Raw genomic sequence first — 22,853 nt, 5'->3', positions numbered from 1 at the left:
TTTCTCCCATAATTTAGAAAAAAATCTTAATAGTATAATTATGGTTAGGATTATTAATAAATATTTTTAATTAAATCGTGAAAATTAGAAATTATTTTAAAAAAATGAGTTTATAAACTTTTACAGACACAAAAAAAATAACTTTTATAAAAAAAATAAAACGGATAAAAATTAATTTATCCCATATTATAAGCATCGTATGCAGCATATACAGCATATATTAAATAAATAATATTACCAATAGTACCTAATGCATATGTTAAAATAATTGAAATAATAATTGCTGCAATAAACATTATGATACCTTTTTTAGTTTCACCTTGTACTACTTGACCAATACCTGGGAAAAAGAAAGAAATAATAGCTGCAACTATTGGACTAACCATAACATACCCTCCATAAATCAATTAAAAAACCAATACAACTTATCGTATTATTAATATATTAATATTAAAAATATTTAAAGTTTCCTACTGCATTCTCATTTAATTCAGAAAAATTATAATAAACTAAACGAACAAATAAATAAATTATTTTAATTCTAACCATAATTCATTAGCATTCTCATTGGCAGAGTCTATTTTTAAAGCGCGCTTTGTAAACATTTTAGCTCCATTCCTATCACCTTGTTCATATAATATTCTGCCAAATAAAGCCCATGCATCAGCATATTCATCATCAATATCCACTAGCTCATTTAAAGATTCTTTTGAGTTAAAATAATCTCCTTGAGAATATAAATCATAAGCTTCTTCGTATAATGTTTCAATTTTTATATTATTAGAATAATCCATAACTTCATTTTCTTCATCAACTTTTAAATCAATAGATATTTCCTCTTGTTTTTGTGATACTAAATCACACATATAATTTAAAATATATTCTGTTGCTTTTTTATGAAGTGGTTTATTATCATTTCCACATTTTGGAGAATAAATACATGAAGGACATCCATCTTGACAATCACAATTTTTAAGTAAATCTCTAGTGGATTTTAATAAATTTACAAAAACATCAACTGCTTTTTGAGTTATTCCAATTCCACCTTCATAGGCATCATAAATAAAAATAGTGGCTTCTTGAGTGTCTTCATGATAATTTGTAGATAATCCCCCAATATCAAATCTATCACACATTACATGAAGTGGGAATAAACCAATTAACGCATGCTCCGCACCATGAAGTCCACCCTCAAAAACTTCATCTTCATCTTTATATAAGTTTTCGAGTTTATTTTTAACTTCAATAGGTATAGTAAACCATAATCCTTTAGTTCTGAATTTTAATGGAGGTAAATCTAAATTAAATTGACCAATAACTTTAGAAAAATGCATTTTTTTATATCTATAATAATCTTCTTCAACAGTCAATTCACCAAAATGAATTTTTAAATTACCATATTGCGTTTTAGTTAATTTTTTCTCAATATTAATATTAACCTTGTTTAAAACCATTGTATGATAATCCACAGTTTTTCTAGATACATTTACAAAATGCCTACCTAAATTAACACCATCTACATGATAAGTATCACCTTTATTGATTAAAATAGCTCCTTCATGTGCTTCCCTATATACCTGTGAACGTTCCATGATTTCTAAAAGTTTACCATTATTCATAACTCTAAATTCATCATTAGATAATTGATCAAGAGAATGTGACATTGCTGGATTATCATCATATGGATAAATATAATCTCCACGAGGATTTTTAAATAAATCACCATTTGAAACTAATTTATTTAACATATCCTCACTTATATCAAAATATTCGCTAGCTTCTCCTTCTTTTAAAATTAATTCTTTAGTTGCACACAATAAATGAGCTTCCTGTAAAATATGATTTGATAAATCAATTATTACATTTTCATGAGGTTTATCAAAAAAGAAATCAGGATTATTCATAAAATATTGATCAAGCTGATTTTCAAAAGCAATTAAAATAGCTAATGACTTTTGATTACTTCTACCTGCTCTTCCACTTTGTTGCCATGTGGAAATCATAGTTCCAGGATAACCTGAAATAATAACTGCATCTAATGAACCAATATTAATACCTAATTCTAAAGCATTTGTACATGTAACTCCCAAATATTTACGTGATTTCAATCCATCTTCAATTTCACGCCTCTCATCTGCTTGATAACCTGCCCTATATGCTGCTATCCTATGAGTTAATTTTCTTTTAATATTATCCATATCTTTTTTAGCCCACATAGCTATTAATTCTGTTATTTTACGTGAAACAGTAAAACAAAGTGTTTGGATATCTTTTAACATTAAATATAGGAAAATATTTTCTGTTTCCATGTGTACCGAAGGAGCTTCAGAATTATTATGTTTTTTTCTCCTATAATTTCTAAAAGGATTATATAAAATAAAATCTTTCTCACCACTAGGAGAAGTGTCATTATCCACTAATTTAAACTGTTCACCAGTTAATTTATTAGCTAATTCTAATGGATTTGCTAAAGTTGCTGAAGATAAAATAAACTGTGGATTTGATCCATAGAAATTAGCGATTCTTTTTAATCTACGAATAAGATATGCTACATTTGAACCAAAAATACCTTTATAATAATGAGATTCATCAATAACAATGAATTTTAAATTACTGTAAAAACGTTTCCACTGATGATGCCAAGATAAAATAAGGTGTAATTGATAAGGATTTGTTAAAACAATCCTTGATTTTTGACGAACATTATATCGTTCAGATTTTGGAGTATCTCCATCATAAGTGCGGGGATTAACTTTAATATCTAAAGATTTTTCAAGATTTTCTAAAACCTGCAATTGATCATTAGATAAAGCTTTTGCTGGATAAATATACAATGCAGTAGCATCATCATTTTCAATCATTGTTTCCATAATTGGCAAATTAAAAGCTAAAGTTTTACCAGAAGCTGTTGGTGTGGTAATAATTACATTTTCATTATTTTGAACAAATTCATAAGTCTCTGCTTGATGTTCATATAATTTAATGTTTTTAGATTCTAAATAATCAACAATTTTAGGATTTAATTTATCCAATTTTTTATAACTTGCTTTTCTAGCAGGTATAGTTTCTACATGAGCAATTTTATCTCTATACCTTACATCATTTTTAAACATGTCAATTGTTGATTTAGCCATAATATCTTAAAAAATAGTGATTCTTATAACTAATATATAGATAATTAAATATTTAAATTAATCATGTAGTTATACTTACCAGATGGTCACTAAAATAATTTTATATTAGTTAGAGTATATAAATAATAAAAAATTGACAAAATGAGGACAACAATGATTACATATGAAGAATTTGAAGATATTGTCGTGAATGTTTTAAAAAGAGACATTTCTTCAAATGAAGATCAAAAAAAATCTATTTTAGCTAATTCAAATGAATCTCTTTTCATAGTAGCTGGCCCAGGATCTGGAAAAACAACTGTAATTGTACTTAAAATACTTAAATATATTTTTGTTGATGATATTGCACCTGAAGAAATTTTAGCAACTACTTTTACTAGAAAAGCTGCAAATGAGTTACATTCCAGGATATTGAGTTGGGGAGATCAAATTAAAAATTATCTAATCGACAATATTACTGAAGAAGACATGAATGAAGAAATTAGATTAATAAATTTGATTGAAAAAAAAATAGATTTAAACAAAATTAATATTGGAACTACAGATAGTGTTGGTGAAGATTTATTACGAGTTCATAGAGAACCTGGAACAAATCAACCATTAGTAATTGAAGATTTTGTTAGTAAATCAGCTATGACAAATGTTCTTATTAAAAATAATGATTATTTAAATGAAGATTTAAGAGAATATCTCAAAAGTTTTACAACTAAAGAAAAGTTAGAAGAACCTTCAAAAATGGCTGAAATTCTTTTAAATTTAAAAAATAGGATGTATTATGACCAAGTAAATTTTGATGAAGTTTATGAAAAATTTCCTAATAAAAGTGGAGGTAATTTAGCTTTAAATGCTATAAAAAATTACGAAAAAGAGTTGAAAAAAAGAAATATTATAGATTTCCCAATGCTTGAATTTAAATTCTTAACCAAACTTAAAAATCATAAACTAGATGTTTTTTTAGATAATATAAAAATTATTTTAATTGATGAATATCAGGATACTAACTTAATTCAAGAAGATATTTACTTCACAATAGCTAAATCAGCTTTAAAAAATAATGGGAGTATTACTGTTGTAGGTGATGATGACCAATCCCTTTATCGATTCAGAGGAGCTACAGTGGATTTATTTACTAACTTTAAACAACGTGCACATGATAAATTAAGAATCAATGTCAAAGAAATTAATTTAAGAACTAACTATCGATCTAGTGAAAGCATTATTAACCATTGTAATCATTTTGTAGAATTAGATAAAGAATATCAAAAAGCTAGAGTTAATGAAAAACCTAAAATTATCGCACCTGATTTTAATAATGATGAAATACCAGTTCTTGGAATGTTTAGAAATAATTCTCAATTATTAGCTAAAGATTTAACTAAATTAATTAATAACCTGATAAATAATGGTGAAACAACTTTAAAAATAAAAAGAATCATAAACAAGGATTATTATACTAAAATAACACATAAACATGGATTAACTGAGATTAAAAAACATGAAAAAGAAAATATTAAAAATAATAAAAATTTAGATAAAATTACTTTGAAATTAGATGAGAATTATGGATCTGCATCAGACATAGCAATTTTATCATACTCCCCTAAAGAAATGAAAGGAAGTACTCCAACATTTAATTATTATTTAAGAAAAAATCTTAAAAAGCTTAGAAAACCTATTGAAGTTTTTAATCCAAAAGGAAGAGATTTACAAGAAGTTAAAGAAGTTGCAATATTTTGTGGATTAATATTAGAGTGTATTGATCCCCAAGGTTTAATTCAAAAATCAGATAAACAAATTCAAAAATTAGCTGATAGAAATATGACTCGTTGGAGATTTCAAGCAAGAGATTATATTAAAAATAAACCAGAACCTAATGAACCTATATCATTAAGTGAATTCGTAATATCTTGGCAAAATCGTCATCCTAAAAATCGTGAAAAATGGCCTGAAAATGCAAGTCTAATGGAATTAGCATATAAATTAATTACTTGGATTGAAGTTCTTCAAGATGATGTTGAAGGAATTGTTTATTTAGAAGCAATTACTAGGTCAATTAAACAAACAGGATTTTTCAATAAATATTCTGGAAATATTGTATTTACTAATGTAGAAACAGAAAAAGAGTCAATTCTTGAAGCTATTTGGAATATTTTCATACCTATAGCTACAGGTGGTGTTGGAATTGATGAAGACCTCCTTGAAACATTACCTGATGATAGAATAAATATTATGTCTATTCATCAATCAAAAGGATTAGAATTCCCTCTAGTAATTGTTGATGTAGGTAGTAAATTCAAAAAGAATCAAGTTAATACACAAAATTTAAGATTTCCAAAAATGGAACCTAAAAACAGAAGTATTGAAGATAGTATACGATGTTTTAGTTCTCTTGGTAAATCTGAAAGAAGTGAAAAAGACAGATCATTTGATGACTTAACAAGACTTTATTTTGTTGCATTTTCAAGAGCAGAAAATGTTTTATTACTTGTTGGATTATTACCTTCTATTGAAGGTTATAAAGTTAAAGATGATTTTAAACAAATCCCAAATGTTGCTCTGGGATGGAGTAGAGATGAGAAATTAGTTGGATTTGATGAAATTTACTTAATATAAATAAAGGTGACTTAAAAATGAAATTATCTTCAAGATCAAAATCATACATGATTCCAGAATACAGTTTAACTGGAGATTTACTTTCCTTTTTGACCTGTAACTTACAATACAGATATCAAAATAAAGGTACTTTACCTCCATCTATGCCTATCCAATTATGGTTTGGAGAGTTTATACATGGTGTAATGGAGGAAGCTTATTTGCAATGGGAATTAAAAAAAACCCCATTCCCTTGGGATTGGAAAAAAGATATTAGACCTATTGAAAATATGATAGACGCAAGATTACAAGTAAGAGGACTTTATCCTCCAAAAGAACATTTTTTCTCAACAAACAATCCCAATAATGAAAATATTGATATTAATGAAAGAGATCATAAAAAATTAGCTAGTGCACGAGCACAAAGTGCTATTAATTATTGGGGTCCTCATTTATTCCCATTAATTGATTCTGCAGAAGTATTGATTAAAGGAATTAGGAACATGCCAAATTATGATGAAAATATTAGTCGTTCTAATTATTATGGTATTAATGGTGTTATTGATGTTCTAAGTTCATTGAAAATAGATAAAACAATAAACAATACAAATCAAACAACATTAGACAATTATAGAAATAAAATTATTGAATATTTGAAAAATAATGAAGAATTTCAAAAAAATATAAGTCAAATTGATAGCGACGAATATGAAGTAATTATTGATTATAAAGGAATGAGACGACCATCTAATCAAAGAAAAGATGATGAAACATGGATACGTCATAAATGGCAAATTTTAACCTATGCTTGGCTTAGAAAACAACAAGCTGATGCAAAACCTATTGTAGCAGGAATTATATTTTATTTAAATGAACTAGTTCCTTCAAAAGAAGATTTAATCGTTATTCAACAAGATATACATGATAATTTAACAGATATTCCAAAAGAAGGTGAGTTTAAAAAGGATATAGAATTAATTGAAAATTGGGATGAAGATTCAAAAGTTCCAGAATTAAGTTCAGAGTTTAAAACTGCAAGATCAATTCGAATAATCAATATTGACAATAATGAAATTGATAATGCTTTAACTGAATTTGATGCTGTTGTGAATAATATTGAATCTTCATTAATTAAAGAAATTAAAGGATGTAAAATTCAAGATGCTTGGGAAGCAAAAGCAGATAAAAGAACCTGTGATGCCTGTGATTTTAAAACATTTTGTAAAAATAAAAAAAATAAAACAAAAGAATTTACCATTCCTTAAATATAATATATTAAACAAGTGATATTATGAGTAATTTAAAAACCAATCAAGAGTACAGTAAAATAATTGAAGAGCATGTTAAATTAACTTGCAAAGTAGTAGCTGTTAAATTATTAGCTAGCAAAGAAGACCTTCCCGAAGGTTATAATTTAATAAATGAAAAAATTAGACATTGTGAAATGATTAGAAAAGCTTCATTAGGAGAAAAATTCTACAGCACTATTGAACAACAAGCTTGTTTAGGTGGAGCTGGAGCTATTGGTCTTAGAGATATGCCTCCTAAATTAGCTAGTGGAGAAAAATATTTTGAATTAGGCAGATTTAAAGATTTGAAAACTGCAAAATCAGTGACTAAAAAACTTTCAGTAATTAAAGATAGATATTGGGGGATTGTGTATTCACCTTTAGATGAAGCAATATTTAAACCAGACGTAATCATCATAATTACAGAACCTGTTGGAGGAATGAAATTAGCTCAGACTATTGTTTATTCATCTGGAGAGAAAGTTACACCTAACTTTGCAGGTATACAATCACTTTGTGGTGATGCATTAGCCAATCCATTTATAACTGGTGGAATTAATTTTACATTAGGTTGTGACGGATCTAGAAAAGCAGCAGATATTAAAGATAATGAAATGACTATTGGAATTAGTAGCAAAAAAATAGATGAAGTTATTTCAAATTTAAAAGCTATTTAATAATTTCAGATAATCATCATAATGATTAATATTCATTAATTCCAATTCATTTTTTTCTTTTATTCCATAAAACGTATAACCATCACTAAATATTTTTCTTAAAATTGGATTTAAATTATCATTTTCATTTTCTAAATATTTTATTAAATTATTTTTAAAAGATACAAAAGGCATTCCTAATCCTTCAGCAGTATCTAATAATCCTATTTTTCTACGTCTTAAAATAGCTATTGTTTTTTTTGGGTTGTCTGAATTCTGACAAACTTCAATCAGTTTGTTAAATGTTTCACCAGATACCGTGGGCTGATCTCCAGTTACACAAAGTGCAAAATCAGAGTTGATATTTTTTAAACCATTTAAAAGAGACACAGATAAACCTACATCAATAGGATTATTTTCTATAAATTTTACAGAATCTTTATAATTATCAAAAATAGCTTCCTTTATTTCATCACTATAATGACCTAACACCACAATACACTCATCTACATTAGATGATAATGTATTATCAATTGTTGTTTCTATAACAGTTTTATTATGAAATGGAAGAATAAGTTTATTTTTTAGAGAAATACCTCTAGAAATTTGATCATTTCTCATACGAGAATTTTTACCTGCTGCAGTAATAATAGCTGAAACTGTCATCCTAAACACTAAAAAAAGTAAATATAAAAAGTAGAAACTTATATTCAACTAGGAATAAAATGTTCTACCTTTGCAAAAATCAACATACTTGGACCTGAACCTTCTGTCCACATTACTAATTTAACCGGATAATCATGAGGATTTGTAACTTTAATATCCTCTGCAGGATTATATCCAAATAATACTGCATTTTCATCCCCACACATACCTACAGGCAAATCAAAACCATCAGAAAGAACTGCAGACCTTAATGCTCTAGCTGGAGGACATACACCATGAGAAGCACTACCTCCTGGAGCATTACTGTCAGAAGCAGAACCAAAATCAATATATGCCTTTCCATTTCCTGAAGAATTTGGAGGAATTACTGTATTATTCCATGCATCTACAAATGATCTTGCATTATATTCCCTTACACTATCACCATATTCTGGATGTGAACCTAAAGAAGTAGAATAAACTTCACCATCTTCTTCTGTAACATTACCCATATATAATACAATAGGAGTGCCATCAGGATATGCTGCCACATAATCAGAAACATTTTCACCAAATATAGTTGCCACATCATCCGCACTTATATTAGACCTTCCATCAGAAAATCCAACAATTCCACGTTCTAATGTAAAATTAGATGAATCTGAATCATAATTATACCAGTTTTGAATAGAGGTAGTATTATAATATTTACTTTTGAAATCAGTGTTTTTAATTTCAGAAGTAGGAATAGACTGAATGACTGTACCATTTTCTACAACATCCATCCCATCAGATGTTTTAGTTAAAACCTTATATGGTGCACTATAACCCCACACATAAGTATGTGGAGCCTTAACAGCTAATTGATTACCTTCATAAGTTAAATAACCAGGACCTTCAAAACCATGAGCCTTACCATAGGAATCTATCCCTTCACTAGATACTGTAGTAAAATCAAAAGGAACAACACCCGTAGTTAAAGTCAACAAAATTCCACTTAAATCAAGACTACTAATTTGATGAGCAATAAAAGGCACATTACCTAATAACGGTACTTGAACGGATTCATTTTCGCCCAAAATTGAATCTCCTTCAAACATAGACTGACCAATAGGTAAATTATACTCTTTTGCAATAGATTCACCAGTATAATTAGCATGATTTACAAAGGAAAATGCAAATAGAAGTAACGAAATAAAGAATAATGCCAATATTATTTTAATAGATGTACTTCTCCATTTATAAGTCATTTATTTAACACCTTCAATAACAATAATATAACAATAATATGTTTAATTAAAATCCTATTTATATATTTTTATTCTAATGGATACAAACTAAAGATTTTCAGATAACAACCTTATCCTTTCTTGAATTCCAATAATAGCTTCCTGACCATTACCACCAATGAAAATAGCATCTTCATGAGAAAATTCGGCAACAAGAGCAATTATTTCATCTAAAGAATTAGCTACCTCAATCCTACCTTCATAACCCTTACTGTTTAATCTATATAATGCCATGTCAATAGTATCATCTAACCCAGGGAATAATACTATAACTTCAGGATTATATTTAACTGCTTCATCTAAAATACTTAATCTATGTTCCTCATTAGCCCTAGGAGTTCCTATAAATAAAGCATAAAAGTCATTTTCATTTAAAACAGAATTTAAAGCATCAGAGTTATCAGTTTTACCAACAAAAATAGATGCATTATTAATTTTATAAACATCCATTCGACCTTCAACTGCTTTAAACTCAGTTAAAGATTTAGAAATAATTTCTTTAGATATTTTCAATTCAGTAGCTATTGCACTAGCAAGACCTGCATTTAATGCATTAAATTTACCAAAAACTTGTAACTTGCCATCATATTCAAAAAAAGGAATATATTTATTAGCTACTTCTTTAAAATCTGCATTAAAATCTTGATTAAAAGCTGTAAAAACAGTTTTATCTTCAAAAAACCTTACTAAAGTGTTTTTATAATTAGCTACAGTTTTATGAACATTCATATGATCATTACCAATATTAGTCAACCCCACCATGTCAAAATCAAAGCAATAATTACAAAAATCAAGTGTCATATCACAAACTTCAACAAGTAAAATATCATAATCATCTTGTGCTGCTTCTAAAATTAAATCATAATAACCTGAAAAGCCTCCACCACCATTTCCACCAACTAAAACTTTTTTACCTGCATTTTCTAAAATACTTTTTAACATATGAACAGATGTAGTTTTCCCATTAGTTCCAGTAATTCCAATAGTAAATATATCTTTATGTTTAGTTACAACATTACTTAAAAGTCTACCATTTTCAAGTAATTTATCTGCAAAAGCACCTCCATACATACTAGGACTAATTGCTATTGCATCACAATCATCAATTGCATGAGAATTTGAAAATCCCAAATCAACAGTTAAGTTATCAGAAACAATAGAAATTGTTTCATCACCACTAACTAAATTCATTGAAATCGTTGGTAAATCCAAATCAGACAAATCAACATTACTATTTAAATCTGTAGCATAAACTTCCCAACCATGATTTAACAGAGAATTAACTGCTTTTTTTCCTTCTACACCTAAACCTATAACTGCTGCTTTCATAAAAAAATACCTTTCATCTCTATACTATATAACAGTATAAATTATTGTTATTCAAGTATAAATATTATAACATTCATAAGTCATTTAAAAGGTGAAAATAATGTTTGAAGATGAAAAGGATAATAAAATATATCGTCTTATTATCAGTAATGGATATGATAAAAATAAAGAATATATGAAATTTGTAGAGCAAATATACTCAAAAAATGACTTCTTATGGAAAGAATCAATTTCAGGATCTTATTCAACAGCAAATAAAGAATTTTTTGAAAAAATAAATGTAATAATTTTACTTGCAGGTTTATATAATCATAATAAAGAAACTTTTAATGATTTGATTAAAGCAAGCAAAACATATAATATACCTATAGTTCTTGTAAGGCCACATGGACTTGAAGAAGTTCCAGAAAACTTAGAAAAAGAAGCATCCACAATTGTAGGATGGAATGCAAATTGTATTATCGATGCAATAAAAAATGCTGAGGAAATAGGTAGAATCTAAAATTCTACGAACTATCCTCAAAATAATTATCACCTAAATATTTAATTAGTTACTTTTGAAATACCATTTTCTTTTTCTACTTTAACCAAATTATCTGCAGCATTTTCAAGTTGACTTTCATGAGTTACAATAATCATCTGCGGTAAAACAGTCATATCCTTTAATAAATTAATTAACTCATGTCTTCTGAAACTATCTAAATGTATAGTAGGCTCATCTAAAAGAATAGTATCCAAATCACCTTTCGCCATAGCTTGAGTTATACCAAGTCTTAAAGCTAGTGCAATAGCTATTTTTTCACCACCACTAACCATACTCATTGAAGATTCACCTTCAGGACCAAATACTGTTACATTATAATCTTCATCCAATATCAAATCAGAATAATTAAAATTAAATTCATCAAAGAAATCTTTAGTATACTTCTGAATTACAGGTCTTGAACGGTTTCTTAACTCTTTTTGAATACCATTTTTAGAGTATAAAGTTCTAATATGGTTTAATAGATTTATATACTCAGATGTATTTTTATATTCTTGTTGGAATTTGTAATTAGATAATATTTTCTCTGTTAAATCATTAACATTAGCTATTAATTCTTTAGCTCTACCTTTAATTCCTGAAAGTTCATTTGTAAACTCATCATATCTTCTTTCATAAACTTCATAAAGATAAATTAATTTCTCATATTTTTCTTTATCATAAACAGAAGCAGCTATTTTATTTTTCAATATCTCAATTTGATTAAATGAAACACTAATATCTTCTTTTTTAGAAGTTAATTGACCTTCCAAAGCTTTTTTATTTTGAACAAAACCTTTAAGTTGATTATATTCTTCTTCTTTTTGTTTTAATTCATTAATTCTTGATTGAAGATCATTAGTACTCATATCACTATTTAAATGAGGATCTTGATCAATAGCCAATTTAATATTTTTAACATGAACATCAATTTCATTATTAATTTGATTTAATTTATATTGAAGTTCTGTTTTACTACTTAAAACATCCAAAGCCCCTTTAGACTTAATATATGCATCATAAGATTCTTTATAATTTTCACGATTAGATTTTTCTTCAGATATTTCCAATATAAGTTCACCTAACTTATTATTAGTATATTCTTTAGATTCCAATCCATCATCAATCTCATTAAGTTTAACTAAATCTTTTTCCAAATTATCAAATTTATTTTTATAACCAATAATATCTTTAGACAATATTTGAAGTTTATTATATTTTTCTTCAAAACTATCCCTATTTTTATTTAAAAGACGTATATTTTCATTAGTTTCTACAATAGCATTTTTATTGGATTCAATTTCTTCATTATAATAATCAATTAACTCATTTTTCTTTTGAGGACCAATATCAGATTGACAAACAGGACATTTGTTTTCAACATCTTTTAATTCATCTAATGGCTTTTGTGCACCTTCAATTGTCTGATTAAATTTAACAATAGCCTCATTTTTAGAAATAATTTCAGTACTTAAATCTTTAACTTTATTTGAAACTTCTTCACTAAAATTATTTGTAACTTCTTCTAATTGATTAAAATTATCCACATCAGATAAAATATCCTGAGATAAACCATTATCATATAATTTATCTTTTGTTACAGAGAAAAAAGATTCAATTTCATTCCTATTTCCCTCAATAGATTTAAGGAGTTCTTTTTTATCTTTTTCAAGTTGAGCAAGAGTAGCTAATTCTTTTTCAAGATTAAGTTTTTGATTATTAAGCTTTTCAATTTTTTCATCAGCTGCTAAGAAACTATTATAACCTTCTTTTTTAGATGCTAAAAGTTCTTCTTGAGTTGCAATTGAATTTAAATCTTCTTCAATTTTATGTTTATCCAATTCTAATTGTTGAATACTTGTAACAGATTTCTCAAAGTCTAAATATAAAGGTAATTTTTTAACAAATTTCTCTAATCTTATAATTTGTTCTTCTGCTTTTCTTATTTCATCTAAATTATCTTGAAGAGTCCTCTTATCATTTTCAAGAGATTCTAACCTTTTTTTCTCAGCATCTAAATTATTATTGAAGTTATCAAATATTTCTTTTTCTCGTTCCATATTTGTTTTTTCAGTATGTTTTTCTGCTTTCATCCCTTTAACTTCTTCAATATGCTTTTCTAAAGATAATCCTTTTTCTTTAAGACTATCTAACAATGCTTTTTTATGATTATATTCCTCTTTTAACTCTTCAGATGAAAACAATTTTCCTTTAAGTTCAGCTTGAGACTTTTCATAATCACTTATAATTGGTTGTAAATTTTTCCAAGCCTTTTCCAAAGAATCCAATCCTAATAATTTTCCAATTAATTGTTTTTTCTCAGATGCAGTTTTATCAACTAACTCTGCAATTTCACCTTGCCTTATATAAATTGCATTTAAAAATAAGTCTGAATCAATATCTAAAATAGATTGAATTTCATTAGCTACTTCTTTATCACCAGCACATGAAGGAATAAATTGGCCTTTTGAAGTAGTTTTTTTGAGAAATGTTGATTTTAAACCAGATTTAGTTTTCTCACGATGAATTTTGTATTCTTTACCATTAGAAATAAATTCTAATGCAACATACATGTTTTCATCACTACCATTTCTTACTAAATCATCAATTTTTTTAGCAGTATGTTGTTTAAATAATGCGAAACTAATAGCTTCTAAAATAGTAGATTTTCCAGCACCATTTTCCCCTACAATAACTGTAATCCCATCACCAAATCTAATAACCTCATGATCATAGGATTTAAAATTATTTAATGTTAATTTTGTAAAAATCATTGAGTAGCCCCACTAAATCTTACTTGATCATCTTTAGGTTTACTTTCAGTAATTTCTTCATCATCCTTTTCATAATCAATACCATAATTCTCACTGAAAAATTGGGAAATTAAATCTTCAGAATCTTCAATTTTATTTTTTGAAAGTAAATCATATAATTCAATAGCTAAATTATTAATATTTTCATTATCATATTCTTTTAATTCATCAATTAAAAGTTCTTTAGGACCTAATGCATTTTCATCATCAATAATTGCATTAACATCTACTTCCCTATCAAGTACATTAAATGTAGGCCTAATCATTAATGCTAAGTCACCAAGTTCCCTGTTAATAAATTCATATATTTCTCCAGCACTTGAATCAATATTATTAATTTTTAAATTTAAAATAGGTTTTTTATCAAAATCTTTTATTGTGTTTTTAATAGCATCAATTTCAGCACCTAAATTTCTATAATCAATAGTTTTTACAATGAATTCACGAGGAGTATCCATTTTAATTCTTTTAACATCAACTTTTGGTCCGTCTAAATCAACTATAACAAAACCTTTTCCATTTTTCTTAAAATCCACTAATTCATTAACATTCCAAGTTTCACTAGATCCTGGATAAACTAATTTTCCTTTACCGAAATCATCACAGATATAATTATGAATATGACCTAATGCATAATAATCAAAATTATCTGGAAGATCTCCTATTTCTAATTCATATGATAAATTAAAATATTTATCAATTCCCTGATGTAAAACAAGAATAGATTCTTCATGATTTTCTGCTTTTTTAGACAACTCTTCTAATTTATTTTTAAGATTTTTACCTTGAGAAGCTGGATAAAATGGTAAACCTGCAATAAAAACATCATCATGCAAATAATTAGTATTAATTGGGCTTATTACCTTCAAACCAAATTTTTTAAATAAAACTTGGGGAGGTATAGCTCCATTACGATTTACAATATCATGATTTCCAGCAATAGCATACATTTGTATCCCAGCACCTTTCAACTTAAGTAATCCTTTTTGAAAAGCTAAAAGAGCACTTGGTGATGGTCTTGCAGAGTCAAATAAATCTCCACTATGTATTACAAAATCAACTTTTTCTTCAATTATTTTATTTATAATTTTATCAAATACTTCATAAAAGTCTTTTTCCCGCTCAAGTAAGCCGAATTGTCTATAACCTAAATGAGTATCTGCCAAATGTGCAAATTTCATTATATTACCTTTTTAAAATTTTGATATAACCAATAAACACTCTAAAATTAAAGTATTTAACACTTAATTATATGACTAATACCATATTTAATAGTATGGTAGCATTAGAAAAATAATAAAAAATAAAAAAAATAATTAAAATCAATAGTCATAACCTAAATTAAGACTATCTTCTTCTTGTTTTCTAATTTCTTCAGCTTCATCTTCTTTAAAATTAGCTAATATAGATACAACATCCAAATCTCCACCATGTCGACGACCCTTAAACTCATCAATTTTAACTAATGTTGGAACATTTGTCATGAGCCCTGTTAAAATAGCTTCACCAACATTTAAAGAAGGTAATTGTTTTACTAAATCTCCAGATAAACTTTCACTAGCTGATTGTACATGTCTTTGATCTTCTGGTTCAACTAATCTTAAAATAATCATATTATTCATTTGAGATAATGCATCATGATCAACAGTTTTTGGAGATTGACTTACTAAACATAAACCAAGCCCAAATTTACGTCCTTCCCTAGCTACTCTTTGAATCCAAAATTTAGAATCAGAATCTCGTTTATTTGGAGCTAAAATATGTGCTTCTTCAAGAATATAAAATACTGGAAAATCTAAAGTTTTATTACTTGTTTTATGAACAGCATTTTTTCTATATTGTAAAGAATTTCTCATAATATGACTTACAAGAACTTCAGCTGTTGCTTCATCTGTTTGACTTAAATTTAATACATTAGCTTTACCTATTTGAATTGTTCCTAGAATATTTCCTTTATTTGTATTAAAAAGATTAGAATATTTTTCCTTCAAGTCATCTACTTTATTCATTACATCCATAATACTGTTTTTTTCTTTAGATGTTTTTCCTTCATCATTATACCAGCTTTCTAAAACTGAAAATATAATTTTTAAAAAATCATTAGTTCCAGCCCCACCACTGCTTATAATCTCTTTTGCTTTATTAAAAGCTTTTCTAAAGTATCTTTCTTGAATATGAGCTGAACCAGTTATCTTAGCTAGTTTTCTAATTTCTGAAAAAGACATATATGTTGGATTTATTATAGGATCAATAACATTTACTTCACCATTAGTAAAAGTAGCATCAACATACTCTCCATGCATATCAAAAATAAAAACTGGTGCATTGTATTTTAACAAACCATCAATTAGAACAGATACAGTATTTGACTTACCTGCACCAGTCATAGCTAAAATCGCTAAATGTCTATTCATAATAGAATTTACATCTACATTAACTTCAATATCATTTTGATTAACTAATGTTCCCAATTTTAAAGGATTTTTTAAATTAAATACTTTTTTTAGAATTTTATCATCAGCTTTAAATATAGGTGTTCCAGGAGGTGCTGGAATCCTTGGCAACTTCAAATTATCATTTACATCTCCAAGCAAACGAATTTTTCCTTTAATGTATAAATCATCCCCACTTACATCAGTTATAGTTTTAATATCATCTACATCATATATTTCACTATTTAACGCCACATTACCTCTAACTAAATCCTCAATCATACCTAAAACATTTTTTCCATCATATTCAATGGAAACATATTCTCCAACATTAGGTACACAATTAGAAATAAAATCCAATTCCAATAATGAGATTTCCCCTATACATCTCCCTATAATCATAATATCACACCTTTAATTTATAACATTTCTCTACCTGATTTTTCACGGACTTTAGCAATATTTATAAGTTCTCTAATATTATTATCAGAAATAACTACATCATTGTGTGCTTTTTTAAGTAAATATGGATAACCATTTATTGAAAATTTCTTAAGTTTACTAGCAATTTCTTCAATTTCCATCATAGATGCATCATAAGGCAACTCTACTTTCAATACATTTTTATAATCTGCCAATCTTAAATAAAAAATTGTAAATTTTAATTCTTTAAAAAATTCATCATAAACTGGAAAAGTTGTGTTAATATCTACAGATACTTTTTTACGAATTATTTTTGAAATACCTTGTTTACTTGTATATTTATCAAAAATAGCTATATCTGGAACATTAGTATGGAATATATCATTATTAGAAGAACTTTTAGAAATAGCTATCATCTTTTTAGGATTTTTTAAAATCTCTTTTAAAACAACTAATTTTTCAATAGTTGTTAAATATAAAGTATATGGATATTTTTGTTCCTCATAAATCCTAAAATATCTATCAAACAATTTTGGAGAAGAAATACTTTTATCACCTGCATTCTTAACCATATCTTCAAAATCATTTAATGTAGCAGAAATTAAATTTTTTTTATCTTTAGCAGATGTTTCAACCCCTTTTGGAAATGGATTTTGTAAATCTCCATAAATTGATCCATCAACCAAATAATAATCCACATTATACTCTTCAAGAGAACTTAAACAACATTTAAGCTCAAAAATAGACATGTAATTACTTAAAAATTCATCTAAATATGACAAATATGGAAATTTATCTATATCACTTTGTTCAACACGTTTAAGTTGCCCATCAAAAATCAATGACTCGGCAGATACTGCGTAAAAATTAAATCCTAAAAACTTCTTTTTATTAAAACTTCCATCACCCGCACCTATTGAAAATTCATCATCACTACTTATAATTGTTTTATCATCCCAATTATTAAATACAACAGAATCCCCTTCAAGTTCAGGTATGGCTTCCTTAATAGAACCCCTTTTACTAGCTGCTTTAATATACAATGAATTTAACATAATCTCAAATAAAAATAAGTTAGTAAAATAATAAAAAAATTAAGTAAGAGCATCAGCAAACTACTCTATTGAAGCTTTTCTAATAGCTGCTGTAATCTCTTCAATTTTACCTTTAACATCATTAGTTTCTTCTACAATAGTTCCTGTGACAATTATGTCTCCACCAGCTTTAGCTGCAGCATATGCAGATTCACCATTACGAATACCTCCACCTACAATAATTACCATGTTTTCAGTGGCTTTTTTAGTATATGCCACCATTTCTGGTGGAATTGGTTTATCTGCTCCTGAACCTGCTTCAATATAAAAAAACCTCATTCCTAAAAGTTCAGCAGACATTGCATAAGCTGCAGGTATTTTTGGTTTATTCCTAGGCACTAATTTAGCATCTCCAACCCACCCAACAGTTCCACCAGGTTGAACAACCATGTACCCCATTGGTAAAACTTCAATATCTGCTTGTTTTACAATAGGTGCTGCTAATGCTTGAGCTCCATAAATCCAATAAGGATTAGTAGAATTTAAATAACTCATGAAAAATATTGCATCAGCATATTTACTTACACTATTAATATTTCCAGGGAATAAAATAATTGGAACATCTATATTTTCAGATAATATTTTACAAGTTTCATCAACTTCATCATTATTAACAGTTGATCCACCAATCATGATTCCATCAGTACCCCCACGAATAGCTTCTTCAGCTATTTGTAAAGCTTCTTGAGGTGTTTGCTCATCAGGATCAATTAAAGTAAAATGAATTTTTCTATTTTTTAATATACCTTTAATATGTTCTTCGACCATTTCCATAAAAATCCCATAATATACTTATTAAAACTATTTGTGTAAATAATATTATATTAAATTAATGATTAAATACACCAATCAATTCTACTATTCATTGTTCTTTTCTCTAGTATAAGATATTTTAAATTTAATATCAGAGATTCATTAAAATGTTTTATTAAATAAAATATACAACATATTTACATACTCCTGCGAAGCATGTTCCTTCTACTACTCCTTTAGCAGTAGTAACTGTGCCTAAAGTATCCATGTTTGCAGGCATACTGGTTAAACTGATTTCATCTAATCTTGCATTTTTAACATTCCAACCACCATCACTATTACGATCATACTCAGTAGGCGCACCACCAATACTCAAACCAAGGTTAACTCCAATATCCAACATCTCTTTAATATCTGGAGCATATTTAGAAAGTATTGTAGCACCTATTTTCAAAGTATCATCATCAGAATCCAATACTTTATTAATACTGCCAAGTAATCCTGTGAATAAACCATACTTATGGTCTCCATGAAGATTTTTATTACTGGTTAATAATTGTTTTTTCATGGAATCTATGGCTGATGGTAACATAATGTCTTTTTGCAAGTCTTGACTTGTTGTACTTGCTATTCCAATTATATCTAATGTTCCATCATCATTTAGTGTGTATTTTTGTTGGTTGTTTTTGGTGAGTGGAACATAGACTCGAAAACTGTCATTATTGTGCATTTTGGTATAAATCTCCTTCTTTAGTATTTATTATAAAAAAAAATTAGAAATTATAGGTCTAAAAGAAAAAGTGAGATAAAAAACTTTAAAAAAATATTAGCATATATAAAAAAAAGACTAAAGGAGAATTATAGGAAAAAAAATGATTTAATGCAATAATGGTTTAATTGCATTGTATAAACCCTATTACAGTACTCTGCAGTTTGAACAAAAATCCTAAAAAGCAATGAATTGTTTATATTGCATTGCTTATCCTCCAATATTTATAGTCCTTTTTTTATGGTATTTAATAATAATTAATAAATAATTGATTATAAAATTAGAAGAAAAAAACTTATTTTTTCTTCTTCAATAATCACCGTAGACAATTAGAACTAAATAATATAGATTATTGAAAATAACATACATATAAATATAAATTAAAAGGAGGTGAATAAAATTTCAGAAGAAATTCACAAGTTCGATGTAACTAATAAATCCCTTGATGAAATATTAAATTATGTGATTAATTTTCAAATTAGAAAACTAGAACAACATGAAGATACTCTTAATGAATCTACAGAAAAAGCAATGTCTAATTTAATCAGATTGATTGAGTTTAAAAAAGAAATAAATGATTGTCTTATTGACGATATTTAAAATCCTTTTTAGGATGTTGTGGAAATCTATTCTTTACTTTAGTAAACTGGTATGATGGTTCATACATTGGTTTAATGGTAATATTTTTGTTTTTTATGTAATCCTCAATACTTTTAACATCATGGAATTGGAGTTCTACTCCTGGTTCTATGAATAAGTGGTAGTCTCCGTTGGGATGTAATTGTATTTGAGGATACTTCTCTTCTTTATTCATATAAATATCATCTCTTTTTTTATTTTAAATCATTTCGAGTATGCGGACTGGTTGTCTGAGTAAACCTTCATCAGTAAATTGATTAGAATGATAGTTAGGATTAACATAATTAGAACAAGCATTTTTATATTCACATTCTATAAGATCACCTACTTCTTCGTTTAGAATATATTGTCTAAATTCTAAATCAGATTGAGAATCCGCCCCATCTAAAAATAATTTACTGACTCTTTTTTCAAATTCTTCATAAGTCATTGGATATTTAGATTCTTTATCATTTTCAGACTTCATTAATATCATACTCCTATTTTTTATTGTTTGTTATCTCTGATTGTATAAGCTTTATCATAACCATCATCGCCAGTTACTGGAGGAACATTATCATAAAAGTCATCTTTAGTATCATATTTGCTTTGATTACCAGTATATTTGAAAAATATTACATGTTCATCATTATCTCTTTGTTTTATCCATCCTGGCGGAGCATATTCTTCATTAAACTCAACATGAGTTACTGGTTCGAAACCACAATGACGATAAAAACCATAATTACCATCAAAACTATCTAATTTGGTCCCACCTTTTGTTGTAGCAAATTTTAATAAAGAACTACTACGGTCTTTTATATTGCTGGAGTTATTTGCACATACACTTATAATATCTCCATCATCACGGATAGCTATTGTACTACCATTCTTGGTGATGAACATTCTACAGTTATCAAAGAATGAAATATCGTCAGGAATGTCTACTCTCCATGATTTATCTGCAGGTTGTGATGCGGCTGCTTTCTTTAACTTGTCAAGGAATAATTCTTTATCAGTTAATTCTTTGACTTCAATAGTATATGTGTCGGCATTAGGTAAACCGAGTTTATCGTTAGGTGTATATTTGGTGTAACTGGTATTTAAATTATTGGTAGCTGACAATTCATTCAATGGTGTTAAGTTGATTACTTCAGGCTCAACATCACCTCCAGTTTTACTGTCCCACACGCTCAAATAAGTGCAACGGCAATTAGGATGCAAAGGCAACATACTATCTTCATCCAAATCACTTATACGATGCACATTATCCTTCAAATCCTCACGATAAACCTTACTATCCTCCGCATTAAATTGATAAGCATTTTCCAAACATAAACGACAAACATCACCATCTTCAGCAGTTAATATAGTAACTTCAGTGTAACCCTCATTAACCTAAGATTGTAGTATACCTGTGTTTTGTGCTCTGCTAACCTCTGTTTTAGCTATCATCACAGCCCTTTGCTTAGCACTTAAAGTACTACCTTCCAATGGTTTTACTCCTAAACCCACTATTTTATTAGCTAAACTGTAAGGATTTTCACCTTCAATTACCCCTTGTGTGATGGTGTTTTTAACATTAGCTCGTAAGTCATTACTTAATTTTCTTATTAAGTGAAAGTTATATTGTCTTAGGAAGTCTAATGCCTTCTTGTCGGTGTTGGTGAATGTTAATCGTTCTTGAATATCCCTGTATCCTTTTTGTTTTCCAGTATTGTAGATTTGTTCTATTAATTCCTCAACACTATCATAATGCTGGTTTAATATATCCTCCCATTCATCATCTAATGCCTGGAATATTTCCCTTGTATATTCTACTTCACCTATGTAGTATGTTCGTGCTTCTCTTGAGGATAACCATTTTCTGGAAGCTGATAATTGCTGGTCCAACAGATTACTAATGAGGTTATAGTATTTTTGAGTTTCCTGGGAATCTCGGGTTTTGTTTATGTGGAATTCATTCCATAAACCAGAATTTGAAAGAAGCATACGGTTAGTCTTAATCCTTTCACTAGAAACCATAATTATCTAGTACTCCTTTCTTAGTCTTTCCATTGTTAATGCTTTTTCAAGACTTTTAAACTCCACCATATTATTATAGGTAGCATTGTTTGGTGACATTAATAAATCTTGATTTAAAGGCAAATCACCCCAATCCACAGGATTCAAACCATAATCATTACGAACCTCATTAATAGACTTAACACCATTCTTCAACTGAATATCTTCTATTTGAGCACGAGTCAACTTGTTCTCCAAATCCATATGATTATACTCAAAAACCTCTTTAAACCCACACCTACCCAACACCTTATTAAAAGCATTTTTCAAAAGTATTATTAAAATGATTCACTACAAAATGAAAAAAAAAATATTAAAATATAGACTAATATAATTATGTCTTTTTAATTTTCAAAGAGTCTGTAAAATTTTATAGGCTTATTTGATTTTTATGTGTTTTTCGGTCCAATTTTGCATTTGATAGTCTAAA

21 protein-coding genes are annotated in these 22,853 nt (G+C 27.6%); 5 read left to right on the top strand and 16 right to left on the bottom strand.

The features are described 5' to 3' along the window. Positions 1–176: 176 nt before the first annotated feature. Together Q0984_RS02685 and Q0984_RS02680 are read right to left on the bottom strand one after the other, a co-directional pair. Positions 177–386: a hypothetical protein gene (locus tag Q0984_RS02685; protein WP_299523180.1), complete on the bottom strand. Its 210-nt coding sequence runs from the start codon at positions 384–386 to the stop codon at positions 177–179. Positions 387–530: 144 nt separating this feature from the next. Then, on the bottom strand, positions 531–3,134 hold the full coding sequence (locus Q0984_RS02680; protein WP_299523177.1) for a DEAD/DEAH box helicase: 2,604 nt from the start codon (positions 3,132–3,134) through the stop codon (positions 531–533). A 153-nt stretch (positions 3,135–3,287) separates the two neighbouring features. On the opposite strand from Q0984_RS02680, the gene Q0984_RS02675 reads away from it, so the two are divergent. Genes Q0984_RS02675 through Q0984_RS02665 form a run of 3 tightly spaced genes read left to right on the top strand, consistent with a single transcriptional unit; the run spans position 3,288 to position 7,692 of the window. Beyond that, a complete protein-coding gene (locus tag Q0984_RS02675) occupies positions 3,288–5,747 on the top strand; it encodes an ATP-dependent helicase (RefSeq protein ID WP_299523174.1) in 2,460 nt (819 codons plus the stop codon). A 17-nt stretch (positions 5,748–5,764) separates the two neighbouring features. Next, a complete protein-coding gene (locus Q0984_RS02670; protein ID WP_299523171.1) occupies positions 5,765–6,991 on the top strand; it encodes a PD-(D/E)XK nuclease family protein in 1,227 nt (408 codons plus the stop codon). 26 nt (positions 6,992–7,017) lie between these two features. Next, positions 7,018–7,692, top strand: a complete 675-nt coding sequence (locus Q0984_RS02665; protein WP_299523169.1) for a DUF169 domain-containing protein — start codon at positions 7,018–7,020, stop codon at positions 7,690–7,692. Here the strand turns inward: Q0984_RS02665 and Q0984_RS02660 are convergent. The 3 genes from Q0984_RS02660 to Q0984_RS02650 all read right to left on the bottom strand — a co-directional run bounded on the left by Q0984_RS02660 (position 7,678) and on the right by Q0984_RS02650 (position 10,934). Next, entirely contained in the window at positions 7,678–8,337 is a 660-nt protein-coding gene (locus Q0984_RS02660; RefSeq protein ID WP_299523166.1) for an NTP transferase domain-containing protein, read from the bottom strand. The genes Q0984_RS02665 and Q0984_RS02660 overlap by 15 nt on opposite strands. A gap of 44 nt (positions 8,338–8,381) precedes the next feature. Beyond that, positions 8,382–9,566, bottom strand: a complete 1,185-nt coding sequence (locus Q0984_RS02655) for a hypothetical protein (RefSeq protein ID WP_299523163.1) — start codon at positions 9,564–9,566, stop codon at positions 8,382–8,384. A gap of 87 nt (positions 9,567–9,653) precedes the next feature. Continuing rightward, positions 9,654–10,934, bottom strand: coding sequence for a Mur ligase family protein (locus tag Q0984_RS02650; protein ID WP_299523160.1), 1,281 nt, complete (start codon positions 10,932–10,934; stop codon positions 9,654–9,656). A gap of 100 nt (positions 10,935–11,034) precedes the next feature. Here Q0984_RS02650 and Q0984_RS02645 point away from each other — a divergent pair, with 100 nt between their 5' ends. Beyond that, entirely contained in the window at positions 11,035–11,436 is a 402-nt protein-coding gene (locus Q0984_RS02645; protein WP_299523157.1) for a nuclease, read from the top strand. Between the two features lie 41 nt (positions 11,437–11,477). On the opposite strand, the gene Q0984_RS02640 is transcribed toward Q0984_RS02645, so the two are convergent. The 6 genes from Q0984_RS02640 to Q0984_RS02615 form a co-directional block, all read right to left on the bottom strand. Continuing rightward, complete coding sequence (locus Q0984_RS02640; RefSeq protein ID WP_299523154.1) at positions 11,478–14,231, bottom strand: SMC family ATPase; 2,754 nt, start codon at positions 14,229–14,231, stop codon at positions 11,478–11,480. Beyond that, positions 14,228–15,451 carry a DNA repair exonuclease gene (locus Q0984_RS02635; protein ID WP_299523151.1) on the bottom strand — a complete coding sequence of 408 codons (1,224 nt, stop codon included), beginning with the start codon at positions 15,449–15,451 and terminating at the stop codon, positions 14,228–14,230. The genes Q0984_RS02640 and Q0984_RS02635 overlap by 4 nt, the downstream gene beginning before the upstream one ends. 141 nt (positions 15,452–15,592) lie before the next feature. Further along, positions 15,593–17,104, bottom strand: a complete 1,512-nt coding sequence (locus Q0984_RS02630; RefSeq protein ID WP_299523148.1) for an ATP-binding protein — start codon at positions 17,102–17,104, stop codon at positions 15,593–15,595. A 17-nt stretch (positions 17,105–17,121) separates the two neighbouring features. Further along, entirely contained in the window at positions 17,122–18,180 is a 1,059-nt protein-coding gene (locus tag Q0984_RS02625) for a DNA double-strand break repair nuclease NurA (protein ID WP_299523145.1), read from the bottom strand. A gap of 60 nt (positions 18,181–18,240) precedes the next feature. Beyond that, positions 18,241–18,993, bottom strand: coding sequence for a geranylgeranylglyceryl/heptaprenylglyceryl phosphate synthase (locus tag Q0984_RS02620; protein WP_299523143.1), 753 nt, complete (start codon positions 18,991–18,993; stop codon positions 18,241–18,243). A gap of 154 nt (positions 18,994–19,147) precedes the next feature. Beyond that, positions 19,148–19,702 carry a hypothetical protein gene (locus Q0984_RS02615; protein ID WP_299523140.1) on the bottom strand — a complete coding sequence of 185 codons (555 nt, stop codon included), beginning with the start codon at positions 19,700–19,702 and terminating at the stop codon, positions 19,148–19,150. Between the two features lie 429 nt (positions 19,703–20,131). Here Q0984_RS02615 and Q0984_RS02610 point away from each other — a divergent pair, with 429 nt between their 5' ends. Then, positions 20,132–20,341 carry a hypothetical protein gene (locus tag Q0984_RS02610; protein WP_299523137.1) on the top strand — a complete coding sequence of 70 codons (210 nt, stop codon included), beginning with the start codon at positions 20,132–20,134 and terminating at the stop codon, positions 20,339–20,341. Here the strand turns inward: Q0984_RS02610 and Q0984_RS02605 are convergent. The 5 genes from Q0984_RS02605 to Q0984_RS02585 all read right to left on the bottom strand — a co-directional run bounded on the left by Q0984_RS02605 (position 20,325) and on the right by Q0984_RS02585 (position 22,627). Next, entirely contained in the window at positions 20,325–20,555 is a 231-nt protein-coding gene (locus Q0984_RS02605; protein ID WP_299523134.1) for a hypothetical protein, read from the bottom strand. The two genes, Q0984_RS02610 and Q0984_RS02605, sit on opposite strands and share 17 nt — an antisense overlap. Before the next feature lie 24 nt (positions 20,556–20,579). Next, the gene (locus Q0984_RS02600) at positions 20,580–20,846 is read right to left on the bottom strand and encodes a hypothetical protein (protein ID WP_299523131.1); all 267 of its coding nucleotides are present in this window, start codon (positions 20,844–20,846) and stop codon (positions 20,580–20,582) included. 20 nt (positions 20,847–20,866) lie between these two features. Continuing rightward, complete coding sequence (locus tag Q0984_RS02595; RefSeq protein ID WP_299523128.1) at positions 20,867–21,691, bottom strand: hypothetical protein; 825 nt, start codon at positions 21,689–21,691, stop codon at positions 20,867–20,869. Between the two features lie 66 nt (positions 21,692–21,757). After that, a complete protein-coding gene (locus Q0984_RS02590; protein ID WP_299523125.1) occupies positions 21,758–22,384 on the bottom strand; it encodes a hypothetical protein in 627 nt (208 codons plus the stop codon). Between the two features lie 6 nt (positions 22,385–22,390). After that, positions 22,391–22,627 (bottom strand): hypothetical protein, encoded by a 237-nt coding sequence (locus tag Q0984_RS02585; RefSeq protein WP_299523122.1) that lies wholly within the window; start codon positions 22,625–22,627, stop codon positions 22,391–22,393. Positions 22,628–22,853: the final 226 nt, after the last annotated feature.

This window comes from uncultured Methanobrevibacter sp. (assembly GCF_934746965.1).
In the GTDB taxonomy this organism is placed as follows: Archaea; Methanobacteriota; Methanobacteria; order Methanobacteriales; family Methanobacteriaceae; genus Methanocatella.
The sequence above is the reverse complement of the archived record's forward strand: the minus strand, read 5'-3'. Positions and strand labels throughout refer to the sequence as shown.

Bases quoted from the DNA above. Each gene is read 5' to 3' on its own strand.
- Q0984_RS02685 (WP_299523180.1), bottom strand. From the start codon at position 386: ATGGTTAGTCCAATAGTTGCAGCTATTATTTCTTTCTTTTTCCCAGGT.
- Q0984_RS02680 (WP_299523177.1), bottom strand. From the start codon at position 3,134: ATGGCTAAATCAACAATTGACATGTTTAAAAATGATGTAAGGTATAGA.
- Q0984_RS02675 (WP_299523174.1), top strand. From the start codon at position 3,288: ATGATTACATATGAAGAATTTGAAGATATTGTCGTGAATGTTTTAAAA.
- Q0984_RS02670 (WP_299523171.1), top strand. From the start codon at position 5,765: ATGAAATTATCTTCAAGATCAAAATCATACATGATTCCAGAATACAGT.
- Q0984_RS02665 (WP_299523169.1), top strand. From the start codon at position 7,018: ATGAGTAATTTAAAAACCAATCAAGAGTACAGTAAAATAATTGAAGAG.
- Q0984_RS02660 (WP_299523166.1), bottom strand. From the start codon at position 8,337: ATGACAGTTTCAGCTATTATTACTGCAGCAGGTAAAAATTCTCGTATG.
- Q0984_RS02655 (WP_299523163.1), bottom strand. From the start codon at position 9,566: ATGACTTATAAATGGAGAAGTACATCTATTAAAATAATATTGGCATTA.
- Q0984_RS02650 (WP_299523160.1), bottom strand. From the start codon at position 10,934: ATGAAAGCAGCAGTTATAGGTTTAGGTGTAGAAGGAAAAAAAGCAGTT.
- Q0984_RS02645 (WP_299523157.1), top strand. From the start codon at position 11,035: ATGTTTGAAGATGAAAAGGATAATAAAATATATCGTCTTATTATCAGT.
- Q0984_RS02640 (WP_299523154.1), bottom strand. From the start codon at position 14,231: ATGATTTTTACAAAATTAACATTAAATAATTTTAAATCCTATGATCAT.
- Q0984_RS02635 (WP_299523151.1), bottom strand. From the start codon at position 15,451: ATGAAATTTGCACATTTGGCAGATACTCATTTAGGTTATAGACAATTC.
- Q0984_RS02630 (WP_299523148.1), bottom strand. From the start codon at position 17,104: ATGATTATAGGGAGATGTATAGGGGAAATCTCATTATTGGAATTGGAT.
- Q0984_RS02625 (WP_299523145.1), bottom strand. From the start codon at position 18,180: ATGTTAAATTCATTGTATATTAAAGCAGCTAGTAAAAGGGGTTCTATT.
- Q0984_RS02620 (WP_299523143.1), bottom strand. From the start codon at position 18,993: ATGGAAATGGTCGAAGAACATATTAAAGGTATATTAAAAAATAGAAAA.
- Q0984_RS02615 (WP_299523140.1), bottom strand. From the start codon at position 19,702: ATGCACAATAATGACAGTTTTCGAGTCTATGTTCCACTCACCAAAAAC.
- Q0984_RS02605 (WP_299523134.1), bottom strand. From the start codon at position 20,555: ATGAATAAAGAAGAGAAGTATCCTCAAATACAATTACATCCCAACGGA.
- Q0984_RS02600 (WP_299523131.1), bottom strand. From the start codon at position 20,846: ATGAAGTCTGAAAATGATAAAGAATCTAAATATCCAATGACTTATGAA.
- Q0984_RS02590 (WP_299523125.1), bottom strand. From the start codon at position 22,384: ATGGTTTCTAGTGAAAGGATTAAGACTAACCGTATGCTTCTTTCAAAT.
- Q0984_RS02585 (WP_299523122.1), bottom strand. From the start codon at position 22,627: ATGGATTTGGAGAACAAGTTGACTCGTGCTCAAATAGAAGATATTCAG.